14 protein-coding genes are annotated in these 18,174 nt (G+C 69.3%); 6 read left to right on the top strand and 8 right to left on the bottom strand.

Annotated elements, in window-relative coordinates; translation table 11 throughout:
* The first annotated feature begins 11 nt into the window (after positions 1-11).
* Complete coding sequence (locus AW274_RS26265) at positions 12-4,694, top strand: outer membrane protein assembly factor BamB family protein (RefSeq protein ID WP_062437219.1); 4,683 nt, start codon at positions 12-14, stop codon at positions 4,692-4,694.
* 8 nt (positions 4,695-4,702) lie between these two features.
* On the opposite strand, the gene AW274_RS26260 is transcribed toward AW274_RS26265, so the two are convergent.
* Entirely contained in the window at positions 4,703-5,398 is a 696-nt protein-coding gene (locus AW274_RS26260; RefSeq protein WP_062437218.1) for a haloacid dehalogenase type II, read from the bottom strand.
* Between the two features lie 16 nt (positions 5,399-5,414).
* Positions 5,415-6,305: an alpha/beta hydrolase gene (locus AW274_RS26255; RefSeq protein WP_198169419.1), complete on the bottom strand. Its 891-nt coding sequence runs from the start codon at positions 6,303-6,305 to the stop codon at positions 5,415-5,417.
* 98 nt (positions 6,306-6,403) lie between these two features.
* Between AW274_RS26255 and AW274_RS26250 the strand changes: the two genes are divergently transcribed.
* On the top strand, positions 6,404-7,474 hold the full coding sequence (locus AW274_RS26250; RefSeq protein WP_062437216.1) for a helix-turn-helix domain-containing protein: 1,071 nt from the start codon (positions 6,404-6,406) through the stop codon (positions 7,472-7,474).
* Here AW274_RS26250 and AW274_RS26245 read toward each other — a convergent pair.
* The 3 genes from AW274_RS26245 to AW274_RS26235 all read right to left on the bottom strand — a co-directional run bounded on the left by AW274_RS26245 (position 7,400) and on the right by AW274_RS26235 (position 10,102).
* Complete coding sequence (locus AW274_RS26245) at positions 7,400-8,344, bottom strand: hypothetical protein (protein WP_157520739.1); 945 nt, start codon at positions 8,342-8,344, stop codon at positions 7,400-7,402. The two genes, AW274_RS26250 and AW274_RS26245, sit on opposite strands and share 75 nt — an antisense overlap.
* Positions 8,345-8,741: 397 nt before the next feature.
* Positions 8,742-9,038, bottom strand: coding sequence for a hypothetical protein (locus AW274_RS26240; RefSeq protein ID WP_062437214.1), 297 nt, complete (start codon positions 9,036-9,038; stop codon positions 8,742-8,744).
* An 827-nt stretch (positions 9,039-9,865) separates the two neighbouring features.
* Entirely contained in the window at positions 9,866-10,102 is a 237-nt protein-coding gene (locus tag AW274_RS26235) for a PadR family transcriptional regulator (protein ID WP_198169418.1), read from the bottom strand.
* Positions 10,103-10,470: 368 nt separating this feature from the next.
* On the opposite strand from AW274_RS26235, the gene AW274_RS26230 reads away from it, so the two are divergent.
* The gene (locus AW274_RS26230) at positions 10,471-10,749 is read left to right on the top strand and encodes a hypothetical protein (RefSeq protein ID WP_157520738.1); all 279 of its coding nucleotides are present in this window, start codon (positions 10,471-10,473) and stop codon (positions 10,747-10,749) included.
* On the opposite strand, the gene AW274_RS26225 is transcribed toward AW274_RS26230, so the two are convergent.
* The gene (locus AW274_RS26225) at positions 10,736-10,987 is read right to left on the bottom strand and encodes a hypothetical protein (protein ID WP_062437211.1); all 252 of its coding nucleotides are present in this window, start codon (positions 10,985-10,987) and stop codon (positions 10,736-10,738) included. The two genes, AW274_RS26230 and AW274_RS26225, sit on opposite strands and share 14 nt — an antisense overlap.
* Positions 10,988-11,307: 320 nt before the next feature.
* On the opposite strand from AW274_RS26225, the gene AW274_RS40615 reads away from it, so the two are divergent.
* Both AW274_RS40615 and AW274_RS26220 read left to right on the top strand, forming a co-directional pair.
* Positions 11,308-11,460, top strand: a complete 153-nt coding sequence (locus AW274_RS40615; protein WP_157520737.1) for a hypothetical protein — start codon at positions 11,308-11,310, stop codon at positions 11,458-11,460.
* Positions 11,461-11,774: 314 nt separating this feature from the next.
* Complete coding sequence (locus AW274_RS26220; RefSeq protein ID WP_232320377.1) at positions 11,775-12,713, top strand: recombinase family protein; 939 nt, start codon at positions 11,775-11,777, stop codon at positions 12,711-12,713.
* A gap of 31 nt (positions 12,714-12,744) precedes the next feature.
* Here AW274_RS26220 and AW274_RS26215 read toward each other — a convergent pair whose 3' ends face one another.
* Complete coding sequence (locus AW274_RS26215; RefSeq protein ID WP_157520736.1) at positions 12,745-16,278, bottom strand: tetratricopeptide repeat protein; 3,534 nt, start codon at positions 16,276-16,278, stop codon at positions 12,745-12,747.
* Between the two features lie 158 nt (positions 16,279-16,436).
* A complete protein-coding gene (locus AW274_RS26210; RefSeq protein ID WP_062437209.1) occupies positions 16,437-16,937 on the bottom strand; it encodes a hypothetical protein in 501 nt (166 codons plus the stop codon).
* A gap of 529 nt (positions 16,938-17,466) precedes the next feature.
* Between AW274_RS26210 and AW274_RS26205 the strand changes: the two genes are divergently transcribed.
* A complete protein-coding gene (locus AW274_RS26205) occupies positions 17,467-18,126 on the top strand; it encodes a hypothetical protein (protein ID WP_062437208.1) in 660 nt (219 codons plus the stop codon).
* The last annotated feature ends 48 nt before the right edge of the window (positions 18,127-18,174 follow it).

The following is an 18,174-nucleotide window of genomic DNA, read 5'->3' as shown; positions in this document are numbered from 1 at the left end:
AGGATCACGAATTGTCCGCGTTAACCGGGACACGCGCGCGCCTGCGCGCCGTCCTGTACACCGTCACGCTGGCGCTCGCCGTCAGCGTCGTGGCGGGTCCGCTCACCACATATGCCGCGAACGCCGTCGACCCGCCCGAGGCGGTCGTCACGGGCGTCGTGTACGTCGACGCCAACGGCGACGGCCGCCGCGACGCCGGTGAGACCGGTCTCGCCCGCGTGCGCGTGTCCGACGGCACGGTCTCCACCACGACCGCCGCCGACGGCTCCTACGCCCTGACCATCTCCACCGACCGCCGCAAGACCGACATCGTGTGGGCCACCCAGCCCCGCGGCTACCGGTTCGGCCTCGACCAGTACAAGGAGCCGAGGTTCTGGGCGAACCTCGGCGAGCTGGCCGACGACGCCACCCCGACCGCGGACTTCGCGCTGGTGCGCGACGAGCTCTCCGACGGCGACGTCTTCTCCTGGGCCAACATCGCCGACCCGCACGTCAACGCGCAGCTGCCCGACCAGATCCGCGAGATCAACTCCACCGGCACCGACCTGCGTTTCATCGCGGTCAGCGGCGACCTCACCAACGACGCCAGCCAGGGCCAGTTCGACACCTACCGCCGCGGCACCGCGCAGTCGGCCGTCGGCGTGTGGCCGGCCGTCGGCAACCACGAGTACGCCGGCGGTTCGGCGTACGCGGACCGGATCGACAACTACCGCAGGAACGTCGGCCCGGAGTGGTACTCGTTCAACTACGGCAACCGGCACTTCGTCGTGCTGGAGAACAACGGTTCGGCGCCGTTCGAGGAGGAGCTGAACTGGCTCAAGGACGACCTGGCCGCCAACGTGCACGACGGCATCGAGGTGGTCGTGCTGACCCACCAGCCGATGAACGTGCCGTTCGGCTCGCCGTCGACCTATGACGCCTTCGGCGACGTGCTGGAGCAGTACAAGGCGCAGCTGATCCTGGTCGGCCACGAGCACTCCAACCACGTCGAGAACAAGTCGGCGTTCGCCTCGACCGCCAAGCACATCCAGACGGTGTCGAGCTCGTACACGATCGACAACGCGCCCCGCGGCTTCCGCTACATCCACATGGCGGGCGCCGGTTTCCAGAACCCGTTCCGCATGTACGGCGAGAACGAGCGCATCACGATCGTCAACCCCGCCCCCGGCTCGAGGGTCCCGGCCGCCGGCATGCCCGACGTCCAGATCAACGCCTACGACACCGGTGACGAGGTCGTGTCGGCGCGTTTCCAGATCGCGGGCGACAAGAACTGGCGGCCGCTCTACCCCAGCGGCGAGTTCACCTGGCACGGCAACCTGCCCAACAGCCAGCAGACCCCCGGCCCGCACCGCATCGACGTCCAGGTGACCGACAAGGCCGGCAAGACCTGGACCAAGTCGGCCGAGTTCACCCTCACCGACGAGCCGGAGCTGAAGACGGTCGCCGGTGACGACTGGACCCAGCACCACGGCGACCAGGGCCACACCGGCGTCGCGCCCGCGCAGGAGCCGGGCCGCCGCCTGGCCTGGAGCTTCCGCTCCGAGGGCACCTTCCTGACCGGCTCGCCGGTCATCCACGACGGCGTCGTGTACGCCGGCACCCGCGACGAGAACGGCGACGGCAACAGCCGCATCCACGCGATCCGGCTGCGCAACGGCCGGGAGCTGTGGAACGTCGAGGTGCCGCAGTCGATCCACGGCAGCCTCGCCTTCGCCGACGGCCTGGTCTTCGCGCCGACCCTCGGCTCGGAGCTGTACGCCGTCGACGCCGAGACCGGCGACGTGAAGTGGAAGGCCGTGCCCGAGCAGGCCCCGGCCCCCAACAACCAGCGCACCTACGGCTACTACTCGCCGGCCGTCTCCGGTCACACGGTCCTCTGGCCGTACCAGACCCGGTTCGGCATCGGCAGCCAGGGCGTGCTGAAGGCGCTCGACACCCGTACCGGAAAGCAGATCTGGGCCTCCCCGATGTCCGGCGCGACCATGAGCGACGGCACCCCCGCCGTCATGGACGGCACCGTGTTCGTCGGCAACGAGACCGCCGACCGCGTGCTCGCCTACGACCTGGCGACCGGCGCCCGCAAGTGGACCGGCACCGAGGCGCTCGGCAGCTGGCAGGACGGCGTGCCGACGGCGGCCGAGGGCAAGGTCTTCATCGGCGCCAACAACGGCATGGTCGCCCGCGACGCCAAGACCGGCGCGACGCTCTGGACCTACCAGAGCCCGCGCTCCTCGCTCGTCTCCAGCGGCTCGACCCCGAGCGCCGCGGCCGTCAAGGACGGCGTCGTCTACATGGGCTTCCCGAGCGGCGCGGTCGTCGCCCTCGACGCCCAGACCGGCAACGTCTTCTGGGAGCGGCTGCTGCCCGGCGACATCTACCACGGCGGCGTCATGTCCAGCCCGGTGATCGCCGGCGACACCCTGTTCGTCGGCGCCAACAACGGCCGGTTCTACGCCCTGGCCGTCGACACCGGCCAGATCCTGTGGAACCACGAGATCGGCACCTGGGTCGGCGCGGGCCCGGCCGTCAGCGGCAACACCGTCGTCGCGGGCGCCTGGGACGGCAACCTGTACGCCTACGTGCCGGGCGGCGAGTCCGCGCCGCGCTGGGCGACCGTCAGCGGCACCGTCACCGACGAGGAGACCGGCGCCCCGATCGCCGGCGCGAAGGTCACCGCCGTCGCCGCCGGTCAGGACACCGCCGTGACCAGCACCGACGCCAAGGGCCGCTACACGCTCGGCCTGGCGGCCGGGGCCTGGAACGTCACCGCGGCCAAGCGCGGCCTCGTCGCCGACGACCGCTCGGCCGTCGCCGTCACGGTCGGCGCGACCGGGAACGAGAAGGCCGACCTGAAGCTGATCAAGGTCACCCACCCCGTGGCGGGCAGGTCGACGTACACGCCCGACTACGGCAACGGCAGCACCCGCACCGACTTCGTCGCGGGCAAGGAGTACTACTACCTCGCCAACGACAAGGTGCGCGCGTCCATCACGCCGTACAGCGCCGCCAACAACCTCGCCGGCGGCCTCGGCCTGGGTCACCTCTCCGACCTGCTGCTCAACGACGCCAACGGCGCCGAGACCCTCGACTGGGGCGAGATGCTGCTGCGTCCGAGCCTCACCCCGCCCGATTCGTGGGACCGGCCGAACGACCTGATCGACCTGCCCGACCTCTCGGTCGACGGCGCGGCCGTGGTCGGCAACGGCCAGTACAGGGCGAACCCGGCGATCAAGGCCCAGGTCCGGTACGAGACCCTGCCGGACGCCCCCATCGTGAAGATGACGGTCAAGCTGACCAACACCGGCACGACGGGCTACCAGGGCTACTTCAACTACATGATCGACCCCGACAGCTCGGTCGACAACGGCCGCATCCCCGGCTTCGCCGGCACCAACCCCGGCCTGAAGACCACCGGCTGGACCGGCAAGTACGTCTACGTCGGCGCCGACGCCGCCACCACGAACGGCCAGGCCGCGCACGGTCTCGCGTGGGCGCTCGACACCCCGGCCGCCGTCGGCGCGTACGGCTACGTCGAGGGCCTCTACTACGACGCCACGCTGGCCGCCGGCGCGACGAAGCAGTTCAGCTTCTACCACCTGACCGACTACGCGACCAACGGTGGCGACCCCACCCGGAACATCGCGAAGTGGGCCGGCGAGATCGACCTGCACGACCCCCAGGTCCCGGACGCCGCCCGCGCGGCCGGCACGGTCACCTCGGGCGGCGACCCCGTCCCGGGTGCCCGTGTCACCCTGGAGAAGGCCGGCGCGGTGGTCGCGACCGCCGCCACCGACGCCCAGGGCGAGTACCTGGTGGACGCCCCCGCCGGTCCCTACGACGTGCGGGTCGCCAAGCTGGGCTACCTGACCGCCACCACCACGGTCACCGTGCCGGCGGAGGGCAACGGCGTCGCCGACGTCGCGCTGAGCCCGGTCACGGTCGAGGCGAGCTACGGCAAGCAGATCGGCTCCGGCCTGGTCGAGGCGGGCGCCGGCGACGTCATGATCGAGAACGACAGGTTCTCCATGGCGATCGCCGACGCCTACAACGACTCGCAGCTCTCCGGCGGCACCCGGGGCAAGCCGGTCGACGTCGCGGTCCGCGGCATGGCCGACCAGTTCGACTGGATCAACCTGCCCTACGTCTCGGCGACCCAGCCGACCGGCGGCAGCGCGTGGGACATCCGGACGGTCGCGGCCACCGACGTCAAGATCGTCCAGGCGACCGGCGACCAGGCCGTCGTCCGGGTCTCCGGCCCGGTCACCGGCTTCACGGGGCTGACGGCGACGACGACGTACACCCTGAAGCCCGGCGACGACTTCGCCACGGTCGCGACCGAGCTGAGCAACGCCGGCTCGGCGCCGCTCGACCTGTGGACCGGTGACGCGATGGACCACGACGCGGCCGGCCAGGCCAGCGTCATCCCGGGCGCGGGCGTGGTCCCGCCGGGCACCGCGACGGTCTACGCGCCGACCAGGCCGTACATCGGCATGACCGGCACCGACCCGCAGGTCTTCGGCCTCGTCTACGGCACCCCGGCGTCGGCCTTCGACGTCTTCGCCGCGGGCAACTGGGTGATGAGCCGGTTCAACGTCGAGGTTCCGGCGGGCGGGTCGTACACCCTGACCCGCAAGCTCGTCGTCACGCCGGGCACCGACGCGGTGGGCATCCTCGACGCGGTCTCCGCGCCGTAACCCCGCTTCTATGAGGGCCGGTCCGGAACCCATCCGGGCCGGCCCTCGATCATCTGCCCCGCCAGCGAGGGCAGGTCGGGCGCGACGAAGTCGGGCTGCGGCAGCGCGGCCACCGGCAGCGGCGCGTTGCCCCGCCGGGTGATCAGCCCCGCCGAGAACCCGGCGCTCTGCGCGCCCACGCTGTCCCAGACGTGGCAGGTGACCATGAGACACGCCGACGGCGGCACCCCGAGCCCCTCGGTCACCAGGCGGTAGACCTGCGGTGCGGGCTTGTACGCGCGGGCGTCCTCGACGGTGAACTCGCGCTCGAAGTACGCCCCCAGCCCCGCGTTGTCGAGCGGGCTGGGCGCGCCCGGAGAGTTGGTCAGCGTGACCAGGCGGAAGCCGGCGTCCAGCAGCCTGGTCAGGCCGGGCTCGACGTCCGGGTGGGCGGGCATGGTCCGCATCGCCTCCGTGACGTCGGCGACGTCGTCCGGTGTGATCTCGACGCCGTGGACGCCGGCCAGCATGCCGAGCACCCCCTGACCCAGGGTGAAGAAGTCCGTCCACCGATCGCACAACGTGGCCGTCATCGAGTACGTGATCAGCTGCCCGAACCACTCGCGCACGACCCGGGCGTCGCCGAAGACCCGCTCGAACAGCGGGTTCATCGACTCGATGTCGATCAGGGTCTCGTTGACGTCGAACACCAGCACTCGGTCCATGCCCGGGACCTCCCCGCTAACCCGGGTCTTTCAACGCCCGGCGCAAAGCCGCCCCGAGCTCGGCGTTCTGCCGCTGGGACACCCCCGCCGACAGGATCGCCTGCGAGCCGTGGAAGGTGCCCGGCCACTGGTGAAGTTCGACCGAGACGCCCGACTGGAGCAGCCGCACCGCGTAGGCGATGCCCTCGTCGCGCAGCGGATCGAACTCGGCCGTCGCGACGTAGGCGGCCGGCAGCCCGGAAAGGTCGGTGGCCCGGGAGGGCGCCGCGTAGGGTGTGGCCGGGGCTGACCCGAGGTTGGCCCGCCAGATGACGGCCAGGTTCTCCGCGTCCAGCCGGGGAGTTCGGGTGAACGCCCGCGCCGACCAGGTGTGCCTGCGGTCGTCGAGCATGGGCTGGTTGAGCAGCTGGAACCGGATCGGCGGCCCGTCCTCGTCCCGCGCCCGCAACGTCATCGCCGCCGCGAGCCCGCCACCCGCGCTCATGCCCCCGACGGCGATCAGCCCGGGGTCGACACCGAGCTCGGCGGCGTGGCCGGCCAGCCAGCACAACACGGAGTAGGCGTCGTCGAGCGCGGCCGGGAACACGTGCTCGGGCGCGAGCCGGAACCCGACCGAGACCACCATCGCCCCGGACGCCTCGGCGAGCCGCGCGGCCGACGGGTGCTCGGTGTCGAGGTCGCCCACGATGCCCCCTCCGCCGTGCAACCAGACGACCGCACCGCGCGCGTTCGGCGGCCGGTACATCCGGATCGGCACCGGCACGGTCGCGTCGGTCACCTCCATGGCCGAGGTGTCCGGAGCGGGTAAGGAGGCGAGCAGGGCGGCGGTCATCGCCCGTTCGGCGACGGGGTCGGCGTAGTCCGGCCGGGGGATGAGCGGGATGAACGGGTCGAGTTCGGGGTCCATGGCGGCCATCCTCCCCGCCCGCGCCGCCCGGATCATCCGCCAGGCGTCGGCTTGACGGGCGATGATCTGCGCCGTTCTGCGGCTTCTATCCTCGGGACATGGAGGCACTCGCCGTACGGTTGTCGCAGCTGGATTCCGAGGCCGAGGGGGCCATCCGGGTCGTCATGTTCTACGACACCCTGATGCGGCGGCGAGTCGATCTGCCGGCGCTGGCCCGCGCCTCGGCGGGCCTGGCGGAGTGCGTGGCGGGAATCCGGCTTCACGGGGCTGCCCAGGTGATCCGGTTCGCCCCCGACGGCGGCCGCGCACCCGTGCCGGCCCCGTCGGCGTCGACGGCCACCCCGATCTCCCTCGACGACGAGGAGATCGGCGCGGTGTGGCTGGAACGCCCCGGCCCTCCCGGTCCGCTCGACGAACTGCTGCTCGACCGCCTTGCCATCGCGGCCGCGTCGGTCGTGGAACGCTACGGCCCGGCCCGCACCACGATGGCCGACCCCGCCCTCGTCGAACTCGTGATCAGCGAGGACGCCGACGAGGCGGCCAGAGCCCGGGCGCTGCGGCTCCTGGGCTTCGCCCCCGGCTCGCCCGTCGCCGTCGCCGCGGTCGTGTCACCTGTGCCGCTCGACCGGGTCGCGCGTCTCGTCTGCGCGGCGGGCCTGGCGAAGGCGGCGGCGCTCGGGGACGTGGGCGTGCTCCTGGCGGCCTCTGTCGACGTGGCCCGGTTCCCGGCCGGTTCGCGCGCGGGCGTCGGCCGATCCTGGCGGGACGCCCGCACCGCCCTGCGCTTCACCACACCGGGCGAGCCGGTCATCCGGTACGCCGATCTCGGCGCGCTGGCACTGCTCGCGGAGATCCCCCCGGAGACCGCCCGCGCCAACGCCGACGTGGCCGCCCTCGCCCCGCTGAACCCTGATGACCTGGAGACGCTGGACGCCTACTGCGCCACCGGCTCCCTGCGCGGAGCCGCCGACCTGCTCCACCTGCACCACAGCAGCGTCGCCCGCCGTCTCGCCCAGCTCGGCGCGGTGCTCGGCCTCGACCTGGCCGAACCCGGGGGACGGACCAGGGTCAAGATCGCGCTGACGATGCGGCGGTTACTCGACGACGTGCGCCGGCCTGGTCAGAGCGAAGTAGGAGACGGCGGCGACGAGCAGCCCCAGGCCCCATGACGTGTAGCCGAACATCTCCATCGACACCTTCCAGACGGGCGCGGCGGCCAGGTTGCCCTTGCCGAGGACCCAGGCCGTCATCCCGGCCACGCCGAAGTAACCGGCCATGCCCGCCCCGACGAACAAGGCAGGTCCGAGCACGAGCCATCGCGGCACCTGACGTCCGGCCAGCGGAACCACCCACCGCGGCCAGATCCGGCCGAACCGATGCACCAGCGCCAGCGGCAACAGGGTGCCGGCCACGATCAGCAGGCCGACGAAGATCCCGAACGGCGACGTGAACGGCAGCGGCTCGTGCGCCGAGACGGAGTCGAGCACCAGCGCGGCCAACCGAGCGGCGCACCCGCCGACCGCGACATAGGCGGCGACGTAGGCCCATCGCGGCGCGGGGTCGGTACGCCGCTCCGGCGAACGCCCGTGCACCCGCCCGCAGTGGACGCAGGCCCGCCGGACCCTGCGCTGCTCGGCGACGGCACACACCAGCGTCAGCACCCCGGCCACCGCCCCGGCCGCGCGGGTCAGCAGGGACCCCCAGTGGTCGACCTGCCCGAAGAGCATGGTGGCGAGACTGATGGCGAGCATGTAGGAGTAGACGATCAGCCCGGCTCCCGACACCCATGCGACCGCGACCAGCGTCCACCGCGCGGGCGTGGCCCAGCGGTGCGCGATCGTGGCGGCCGAACACACCGTCGCGGCCGAGAAGGCGAGCGCCACGGCAACCCACCGGCCGGGCGAGAACGGCTCCTCGGGAGGGGCCAGCGGCGACCCCGGGTCGACCAGCCACCACACGTGCGCCAGCCCGTAGAACGAGCACCACACCGCCGCGACGTATGGCCACCTGCGTGACCCGCCTAATCGCTCGGCTCTCACCCGACCTCCTCAGCTCGTGACTCGACGAGCTTGCTCCGTCCGAGCTGTGATCGTGCTGAGGGGCGCTGAGAACCCACTCAGGTACCGGCGATCGAGTGTGAGAGCTGGGCGGCGACCTGATCTCCTGAGCATCTTGAAAGGGAACGGGACGATAGCCCGCACCTCGCTCCTCTTGACGAAGGCGTCCGCAGGATCTCGCCGATGTCGATCACTGGCGCTGACTTGGACGGCGGTGCAGGCAATCGCGGCAGGTCGAAACGGCCGACCTGATACGCACGCCCTTGCCCGAAGCCTTTGGCGTCAATCCGGATCGAATCACCGGGCTCCTTGCTGGGTTCTTCCCGGTCGGCTGACGTTGGGCCGTCTGGTCGCCGCCGGCCCGATACACCAGACCCGTTCATCTGGACAGTGCGTGCCCTGTCTCGGTGGAGACGATCCCGCTGTTGGCGCCGCAGATGGTGGCCGACCGCTCACCTGCGGCTTCTTCGCCGCTTTCGTCGGCAGCGGACGCTGAACGCGTGAGCAGATGCGTCATCCACGTCAGCACGGCCGAGAACACCACCGCGGCGAGGATCCACCACGGGCTCCGCTTCGCATTGTTGAAGATCCGGTTGACGGCCACACCCACCCGCGACCGGCGGCACCACAGTGCCAGGAACGAAATTCCGAACGCACCGGACCCGATTTCCGCCATAGCGTCATCGTCGCCACAAACCGGCGCTCCGTTTCATCGGAACCGCAAACGGTCCGTTTTCATCCCGCGTCCAGCCATCCGGCGGCGCTCAGACCGCAAGTCGACCCCTCCGAAAGTGGTTTCTACCGTGAAACGGCGTGGTCGCTGTCTGCTAGCGGTGTTTAATAGACGACCGCGCAATGCCGCGAAGCTAAGCTTTACGGTGCCGTCTCCAAAGGTAGTGGGGTAATCCGGTAGGTGTCCGGGGCAATCCTCACTTGGGCGCCGCGTCCACCAGCTCGAGGGGAATCACCTGCGACGACTCGACCGGATACCCCGGGGCGAAGACCTCACCGCCAACCGTGTGGGGACGAGTGAGAGTGACGACGGACTGACTACGCAAATGTGACCTCAACATTTGAGCAAGGACCACAATACGGGGCTTGATTGATCAGGCTCTATCAGCCTCTTGACGACCGGGACTCGCCCCTGACTTCTAGGCATGGGCGACCGCTTTAAAACAGCCCGACCGGAGACACCGGATATCTGGGCGATGTACTGGATGCCAGGACGTTTCTTGGACGGCTTGAGGATGTCCGCCACGGCGCCCCCAGATCATGATCGTGCGGCATGTCGGCGGGTCCAGCGTCGTGATCTACTCGGGCGGACAGTGGGCCCACGCGATGCGGAGGCCAGACTGGCCGGCCGGGTCACCGGCGACCGCGACGGCGTCCCGCAGAGACCTTCAAGGATCCCGAGATCGCCGCCGCTGGGCGGCTCTGACCGGTCAGCGCCACTTGGCCCGTGGACACATGCGTCCACGGGCCCTTCGTGCCTTTCGGTGGCGATCACGTCGCGGTCTGGCGTCGCGCCAGATCCGCCGCGGCCGTCACGCCGGCGGGGGTGAGGCGGCACATCCGGCGGTGCCTGCCGCCGGTCGAGGCCGTTTCGGTGACGATCAGCCCGCGCTGCTCCAACCGCTCCAGCACGGCGTAGACCGTAGTCGACCGCAGGCCGGTGGCGCGCGCGATCGCGTACCCGTGCGCGGCCGCGCCCTGGCGGCGCGCGGCGGCCAGGGATTGCATGATCAGCATGGTGGAGGGTGTCGCGCGCAGGGGTCGCGCGGGACGGGAGAGGGTGGAGGAAGCAGGGGCGCGGCCCGATGTGCTCATACCCTCAAGATGTCCAGAGCACGGCGGAGGGTTGCATGGGGGCCGCTAAAGGTCTTCGTGGCCGATGTCCGCCTCCTGGCAACGCGGCTGCTGCCCGGATTCGGTCGAGGCTGAGATTCATCGCATGCTGGCGGCGCGCGACGAAAGAGGGCGTGCGGGAATCAGGGTCCCTGATCCTTCATCGTGCTCGGAGAAGAGTTGCGGATTCACAGAAGCTGAACGGCTGCAGTGGTGAACCCGACGCTTATGGCGCAGTGACTGACGTAAGGTTCACTTACAAGATGACTAACGCTGAGGCGGCTCGGGGCAGGATGGTGGTCGTCGACTCCGACGGAACCTGGCGCGAGATCGACCTCCCGGCTGATCCGGCCGAACGCGTCGACGCGTTCGCCGTGCTGACCGGCGCGGACCAGGTCGAGTGGGTGGCCGTCGACCGGGACCAGGATCTGTGGCCCGACGCCGGGCCGTCGGGGCAGTTCCTTGGGGCGGTCAAAGCGGCGGCCTCGGCGCTGACCGCCGACCTGAGCGGCGAACCGCGGCGGTCCGTTACGGGCCAGTGATGGTCTGCGGGGTGGTACTGAGCGAGACGGGCGACGAACACGACGTGGACCTGACCGGCGACCGGCGACCGGCTGGCGGCACCGGCGAATCGGGCGCCACTTTCTCGGCACCCGGACCGGTGAAGTCGGTGCGCTCGTGCAGGAAGGCCGTCACCTGGCCGGGGGTGAAGACGCCGGTGTCCACCGCCTGGTACAGGGCGTGGAAGGCACGGTTGCGGGTGGTTATCAGAATCTGCATGGCCCGGTGGCCTGACCCCACGTCCTCACCGGTACACCGCCATGGCGTTGTCGAATACCAGCAACGCTGGCTCATCAGCGGCCGTCGGCCAATCCCGTGCCTTGACCGCCGCGGTTGTGCGTCATCCTCGGCGGACAACAACTCAGACGGCGGGCCAGCCCGCCAGTTCGGTGATGACCTGGTCTTTGGGCTTGGCGGGTAATCCAGGCGATGACCGGCCATCCGGCCCGCTGACACGCCCCCGCATATGAGGCGGCCAGCAAGCTCTTCTCAACGCCCGGGGTGCTGGTGACCGCATTGACCACCGCACCACCCCGCCGATGCAACCGCTCAAGCAGATCAGCGCGCTTCTGGAAAGCACGCGGCTGCTGAGGGATGTACCCTTCGACGATCTGCCGGGCGGGGGAGGGGAGCGGCGGGAGGTTGAAGATGAACTGATCGTGGCTGGCCTGATAGATCTGGCCGTCATCTAAGGCGGTGGCCTCCATCCGGATCAACTCACCGCTACCCTGTCCTGGTTCCCGACCGGAATCTGGTTCCCTCCATAGCGGCAATATCACCACAAACCTATGCCCCGTTTCACGGAAGCCGCCAACGGCCCGCACTCGATCCCGCTATGTGGCCGGTCTTGCAATGAACCGCTATGGTCGCCGCTGGCTCGCGGAGTTTCAGCTTTGTCCACCTATGAAACGCCGCCAGCCGAGACGGGCCACCAGAGCGAATCGCGTTGCATGTGTCGTTGCAAACAGCGAAGCGGTTTGAACGGACACATGAAACACTTCGCGATGTGAACGACATCAACAACGCCAACGACGGCGACGGCATCAACAGCGGAACCGACAACGGCGCCAACAGTGACGGCGATGATTACCGGCGGGTGGAAGAACGCGACTGCCCGATGTCGGCCTGCGGGGCGCCGGCCGGGTCGCCGTGCCGGACCAGCCGGGGCAAGGTGGCCACGCAGTACCACACGGCGCGTTTCCGGCTGGTGCCCCATCTGGCCAAGGCGCTCACCGTTCCGACGCCGGCGGTCCGCAAGCCGGGGACGCTGTGGATCGAACTACCCCGCCCCACAACCGCTGGCGGGGAGGAGGCGGTCGGGCATGTGCGGATCGGGTACGCCCGCGCCTCCACCGTCCGCCAATCCCTCGATACACAACTGGACGCGCTGAAGGCGGCCGGGGTAAGCCGGATCTTCCACGAGAAGATCTCCACCCGCGCCCTGCGCCGGCCGGAACTCGATAAGGCGGTCAGCTTGGCGCGGGAGGTGCGTGCGTCGGGGGTGGCGGTCACGCTGGTGATTCATGAGCACAAGCGGTTGGGCCGGGGGCTGCAGATGGCGGAGCTGGCCGAGCAGCTCAAGGCCAGTGATGTCGGGCTGGAGTTCTTGAGCGGGGAGTTGCAGGGGTCGCATGATCCGTCGGGGATCGTATTCACGGTGCTGGCGGCGTTGTCGGGGATGGAACGCGAATACATCCGCGACCGCACTCTGGAAGGCCACGAATCCGCGCGCACCCGCGGCAAGACCATCGGCGGCGCCACCGTCACCGACGACACCATGCTCGCCATGGCCCTCCACCTACGAAGCCAGGAACTGAGCCTGCGCGACATCGCCGCCCGGCTCGTCATCACCAAGGGCAAGAAGAAAGGCAAACGCCCCTCCGCAGCGACAGTCATGCGGATGCTCCGCGAACACGACGAGACGATCGCTGACAGGAACGGCTGACCAAACCCGTCGCGGAGAGCGGCTATTTGTGTCATTCCAGGTCATCCCACGTCCACAGGATGGCAGCGCTACCGTCGGGATCCAGCCCGAATCTGAACCGTTCTGGATTCCTTTCGAGTTTCAGGAACTGGCGGTATTGCGCTGCAGCGGGAAGCCGTGCGGTGATCCTTTTGATCTGGTCGTGCGATCCCGCCTTGCGTAACGCGTCCAGCAGCCTGCCCACGTCGTAGAGCTTGTCGAGAGGGACGTGGGTGGCGACTCGTTCGGCCAGCACATTGACTTGATTGTTCGCTCGCGACTCTCGTAACGCGTCCAGCAGCCTGGCTACGTCGTAGAGGTTGTCGAGAGGGGCGTGGATGGCGGCCCGTTCGGCCAGGGCGATGACCTGCTCGTGCGCCTCCACCTCCCGCAGCACCTCCAACAGTTGAGCCACAGCAGACGGGCAACCCAGAGGGCCATGGGTGGCGACTCGTTCGGCCAGCACATTGACTTGATCGTGCGATCCCACCTTGCGTAACGCGTCCAGCAGCCTGGACACGTCGTAGAGGTTGTCGAGGGGGACGTGGATGGCGGCCCGTTCGGCCAGGGCGATGACCTGCTCGTGCGCCTCCACCTCCCGCAGCACCTCCAACAGTTGAGCCACAGCAGACGGGCCACCCAGGGGGATTTGGGTGACGGACCGTTTGGCGAGCGCGATGACCTGCTCGTACGCCTCCATTTCCCGCAACCTGCCTAGTAGCACAGTCGCGGCGGACGGATCGTTTAGGGCGGCGTGGGTGGCGGCCCGTTCGGCCAGGGCGATGAGCTGCTCGTACGCCTCCACCTCTCGCAGCGCCTCCAGCAGATTGACTATGTCGTATGAGAGGTCCAGGGTGGTGTGAGCGGCGGCCCGTTCGGCAAGTGCGATGACCTGGTCGTATGCTCCTATCTCTTGCAACCTGACCAGCAGCGTGGCCACGGCGAAGGAGTCGTTCAGAGCGGCGTGGGTGGCAGCCCGTTCGGCCAGCGCGGTGACTTGGTCGTGCGCCTCCACCTCCCGCAACGCCTGCAGCAGGCGGTCCACCCCGGACAAGTTCTTAAGAGCAGTGTGGGTGGCAGCCCGTTCGGCCAGCGCGGTGACTTGGTCGTGCGCCTCCACCTCCCGCAACGCCTGCAGCAGGCGGTCCACCCCGGACAAGTTCTTAAGAGCAGTGTGGGTGGCAGCCCGTTCGGCCAGCGCGGTGACTTGGTCGTGCGCCTCCACCTCCCGCAATCTGACCAGCAGCACGGCCACCGCGGACGGATCGCTCAGGGCGGCGTGGGCGGCGGCTCGTTCGGCCAGCGCGGTGACTTGGTCGTGCGCCTCCACCTCCCGCAACGCCTCCAACAGTCGGGCCACCCCCGCTGGATCGTTTAGGGCGGTGCGCGTGGCGGCCCGTCTGGCCAACGTAGTGATTTGGTGCTGGGCTCTCACCTTCTTCAATGTGGTTAACAACACCGCTGCGGTGAACGGGTCATTGACGGCGGCGTGGGCGGCGACTCGTTCTGCTAGCACTGTGATCTGGCCGTACACCTGCATCCTCTGCAACATATCCAGCAGCATGATCACGGCAGACGGGTTGCCCAGAGCAGCGGTAGCGGCGGTTCGTTCAGCTAACGCGGTGACCCGGTCGTGGGCCCCCACTTCCCGCAGTGTGACCAGCAGCCGGGTCGCGCCAAGCGGGTCGTTGGCAGGGGTGTGGTCGGCGGCTCGCTTAGCCAATGCGATGGCCTGGTCATGCGCTCCTACCTCCTGCAGCGCCTCCAGTAACAGGGCGGCGGCAAATGGGTCGTCAACAGCGGTGCGGTCGACGACTCGTCCAGCCAATGCGATGGCCTGGTCATGCGCTCCTACCTCCTGCAGCGCCTCCAGTAGCAGGGCGGCGGCAAATGGGTCGTCAACAGCGGTGCGGTCGACGACTCGTCCAGCCAATGCGATGGCCTGATCGTGCGCTCCCACTCTCTGCAGCATGCCCAGCAGGTGGGCTACGGCAAAGGGGTCGTCCAGAGCGGTGTGGTCGGCGGTCCGTTCCGCTAATGCGATAGCCGGCCCATGTGCTCCCACCTCTTGCAGCGTTTTCAGCAGCCAGCCCACGGCAGACAAGTCACCCAAGGTCGCGTGAGCGACAGCCCAGTCAGTAGGACGGTGATCTGCGGGATGCAAGGTGTGCAGATGGGTGATGAGGTCACAGGCAGCCTGATAACTGCCCTGACGGGTGGCGTTTTTGTGCAGTTGGGCTGCATCGCGGTACAGGCCGCGCCGCCAGGCGGCGTCTCCGAGCGTTTTCAGGTCGACGGGATGAGCGTGAGCTGCGGCGGCGGTCCAGAAATCGATTGGCGGAATGTAACTGCCGCGGTGGCGGCGGCCGTGCTGGTCGAGGTAGTCGGCCAGCCGGTAAGAGGTCGCCGTGTTGCGGCCGCGGTCCCGCGCGCGGCTGCCGCGTTGGTTGCGGGTGCCACCGCTCTGGACGGCGGTCAGAATGCCGGGGATACCGTTGCAGGGGGCGGTGACATAGTGCAGGGCGTGCTCCAGCCAGTCACCTCCGGCTTGTGCCTGGTCCCATTGGGTGTCGGTGAGATAGCCGGGAGCGGCTTCAGTCAGCAGCGCCAGCGGCAGGTGGGGGCCGTAGCCCAGCCGTCGGGCGTCCATCGCAGCATGGATCAAGGCTTTGACCGTCGGTGGAGCTTGCTCATAGCGGTCCACCAGAATGGGCACGCCAGCCAGGTATTGGGTGATTTGGCCATCCCTGGCCTGTTCGGATGCTCCTCGTAACCGCGGGTCAGTGGTGGACAGTTCAGCTAAGGCGGGCAGATCGGCGCCGGTGAAGGAGTCCGGGACGTGGATGGCGTGGCCGTCCAGCAGTTCGCGGGCTTGGGCGTGCGGGTCGGTATCGGTACGGGTGGTCAGGGCTTCCCAATAGACCGGCCACATAGTGGCCAGCACCAGAACCGGAGCACGGTCCGGGTCACGCAGCAACTCCCGCACACCTGCAGCGACGCGTTCACCGAGAATGGGGTCGGCCAGGTAGAACTGGGCCTCGTTCAGCCACACCACTGTGTGCGGCCCGATCCAGGCCAGATCGGCCAGCGCGGCGTCGGGCCGGGTGGGGTCGATCGGGTGCCACAACCGCCACGCCTCCGGCTGGCCGCGCAGGAGATGAAGGGCCTCCCAGCATGCGCGGGTCTTGCCGGTGGAGGACCCACCCACCAACACCGCGATCCGGCTCACGCCATCAGCCGCCTGCCCAACCGCCTCGCTCAGCGCCCGGTCATGAGTACGCGGCACATACAACGGCAATCCCGCCGAGCCTGTGGTGTCTGCCGGGTCGACGCTGTCGGAGTCGATGGCGCGGTGGATTTCCAGTTGATGCTCGAACGGGTCGGTCACCTCTGACAGCAACCGGCCCGGCCGCCGGCGGGCCGGCTCAGCCGCTTCGGCCGCAGAGGTCTGGGCTGGCGGCGCGCCGAAGTTCACCACTCCCGCCGATCCGATCTGCACGGCGTCCCCGCCGATGCTGGACCCGGCCATTGACGCACTGCCGGGCACAGGGGCACCTGACCCCGGCTTCGGCAGCTTCGGCGAGGAGATCGATGAGCCTGCGGGACTAGGGGCCGGGGGCTCGGATTCGGGAGAGGAGAGTGACATCACCTGCGGGCCGATCTGAAGAAACTCTGCGTTGGTGCGGCCGCCAGAGTTAACCGGGGCTACCTATCGGTGTCTTCTGCGGCCGGGGCGGCCTTGGAGGTGTTCGCGGGGGTGGAGGACGGGCGGCGGAAGATCGACATGCTGCCCGCCGAACCGATCTGGAAGGCGTCCCCACCGATGTAGCTGCCCGAGATCACCTGACTGCCCGGCCCCGCGGTAGCCGGGGCCGCTGCGGCCAGCATCTGCTGGATGTCGGCCGCCAGGGCCGGGTCGGCGGCCAGCGCCTTGCGGATCTGCACCCGCAGTACCGCCACCGCGTCCTGATCGGCAGTGTCGGCGGCGACGTCGGCGACCGCACTCTCCAACGCCGGCCGCCCTTCCTTTCGCTCGGCCACCCGGCCCAGCAGACGCCGCCCCCACCCGACCACCCCATCAGCCACCGACTCCGCCGCGGCATCAGCCACGGCGTCCTGGGTCTTGCTCCACACCGACGCGCCCAAAGCGCCGATCGCCGCCGTCACGTACGGAACCACCCGCGCGGCCACCTCCGCGAAATCCATCCCCGCCCCCTCGCCCCTTTTCCCGTCTTTTGCGTATCAGGTTCGCGCGATCGTAACCCGCCTGCCCGCCGTTACCGGAATCTCTGACGCGATATACGCATACCGGTCCGGTTGCCGTCACACGAACGGAACGGCAGAAACTCCCGCCTCCACTGTTTCGGCCGAATTCCTGGAATGCCGTATATGTCGGATTCGATTATTCGCAGGCCAGGATCGAGGCGCCGCCGGCAGGCCACGGGCCGGCCGCCGCGACACCGCCACCTGGCGGAAACCCCCGTTCCTTCAGGGCAGGTCAGGCACTCCGCTGCGCGAGTTGCCGGGTTCCGCGCGCGTTCCGTCATCAGAAACGTCCGACTACGGGAACTTGCGCATGGATCTTTTGTCCCCGGAGGCCGGCTGGTTCGAATTGGCGAAATGGTGTCCGGCCGGGAACTGCCGGCGGCGTTTGCGCGTGGTTGTGGGTGGCGGGCGCGTTACGATCGCATCCACCTTTCGGGTGATGAAAAAGGCGAAGGGGAGAAAAACAGCGATGAGTGATGTCACGAAGCTAGCCACCCAGGCGGTTGCCCATCTCACGGCGGCGATCACCGCGCACGGCCCGCAGATCTGGACCGTCGCCAACCAGGCGGTCCAGGAGATGACGCTGGCGGCCGCACCGGAAACGCCGGCCGAGCGGGCCGGCCAGGCCCCCGCGCCGGCGCCTGACCCCGAGCCGGTAACGGGGCCGCTGCCAGGGCCGGTGACGGGGCCGGGGGTGGGAGTGGGGGTGCTGCGGCGGCTGGCCCAGCGCCCCGAATCCCGGCCGGCGCTGGAGGCCGCCGTCGCCGACCTCGCCGCCGACACCCACGATGAGGACCTGGTCACGGTGCTGCGGGTGCAGGTGAAGAAGATCCTGGCCGCCGACCAGCAGCTGGCCGCCGACATCGCCGCGCTGCTGAAGACCGCGCCGATCGCCGCCGGGGCGGGCAGCCAGGTCATCTCCAACAGCCGCATCGGCGGGGACGCCTTCCAGATCGGCACCGCCGGGAACATCACCATCGGCGAACGCCGCTCAGCCACCGTCCACGGAGACAACTCCGGCATCGTCTTCACCGGCGACAACGCGCGGAACGTGCAGATGAGAGCCGAAGCGACCGGGTCGGGGCGGGTGTACCAGGCCGGCCGCGACCAGATCATCCACGAGAAGTGACCACCCCCGAACCCGCCGGCCGGGAAGAACCGGACGCGGGTCCCCGCC

Origin of the sequence: Herbidospora daliensis (assembly GCF_001570585.1) — a bacterium.
GTDB classification, from domain to species: domain Bacteria; phylum Actinomycetota; class Actinomycetes; order Streptosporangiales; family Streptosporangiaceae; genus Herbidospora; species Herbidospora daliensis.
This window is presented reverse-complemented; position numbering and strand designations above follow the sequence as displayed.

What these genes read in the sequence shown, in the direction of transcription:
- AW274_RS26250 (WP_062437216.1), top strand. Translation starts at nt 6,404, where the DNA reads ATGGAGGCACTCGCCGTACGGTTGTCGCAGCTGGATTCCGAGGCCGAG.
- AW274_RS26225 (WP_062437211.1), bottom strand. Translation starts at nt 10,987, where the DNA reads ATGCAGATTCTGATAACCACCCGCAACCGTGCCTTCCACGCCCTGTAC.
- AW274_RS26260 (WP_062437218.1), bottom strand. Translation starts at nt 5,398, where the DNA reads ATGGACCGAGTGCTGGTGTTCGACGTCAACGAGACCCTGATCGACATC.
- AW274_RS26210 (WP_062437209.1), bottom strand. Translation starts at nt 16,937, where the DNA reads ATGGATTTCGCGGAGGTGGCCGCGCGGGTGGTTCCGTACGTGACGGCG.
- AW274_RS26230 (WP_157520738.1), top strand. Translation starts at nt 10,471, where the DNA reads ATGACTAACGCTGAGGCGGCTCGGGGCAGGATGGTGGTCGTCGACTCC.
- AW274_RS40615 (WP_157520737.1), top strand. Translation starts at nt 11,308, where the DNA reads ATGCAACCGCTCAAGCAGATCAGCGCGCTTCTGGAAAGCACGCGGCTG.
- AW274_RS26235 (WP_198169418.1), bottom strand. Translation starts at nt 10,102, where the DNA reads ATGCAATCCCTGGCCGCCGCGCGCCGCCAGGGCGCGGCCGCGCACGGG.
- AW274_RS26240 (WP_062437214.1), bottom strand. Translation starts at nt 9,038, where the DNA reads ATGGCGGAAATCGGGTCCGGTGCGTTCGGAATTTCGTTCCTGGCACTG.
- AW274_RS26255 (WP_198169419.1), bottom strand. Translation starts at nt 6,305, where the DNA reads ATGGACCCCGAACTCGACCCGTTCATCCCGCTCATCCCCCGGCCGGAC.
- AW274_RS26205 (WP_062437208.1), top strand. Translation starts at nt 17,467, where the DNA reads ATGAGTGATGTCACGAAGCTAGCCACCCAGGCGGTTGCCCATCTCACG.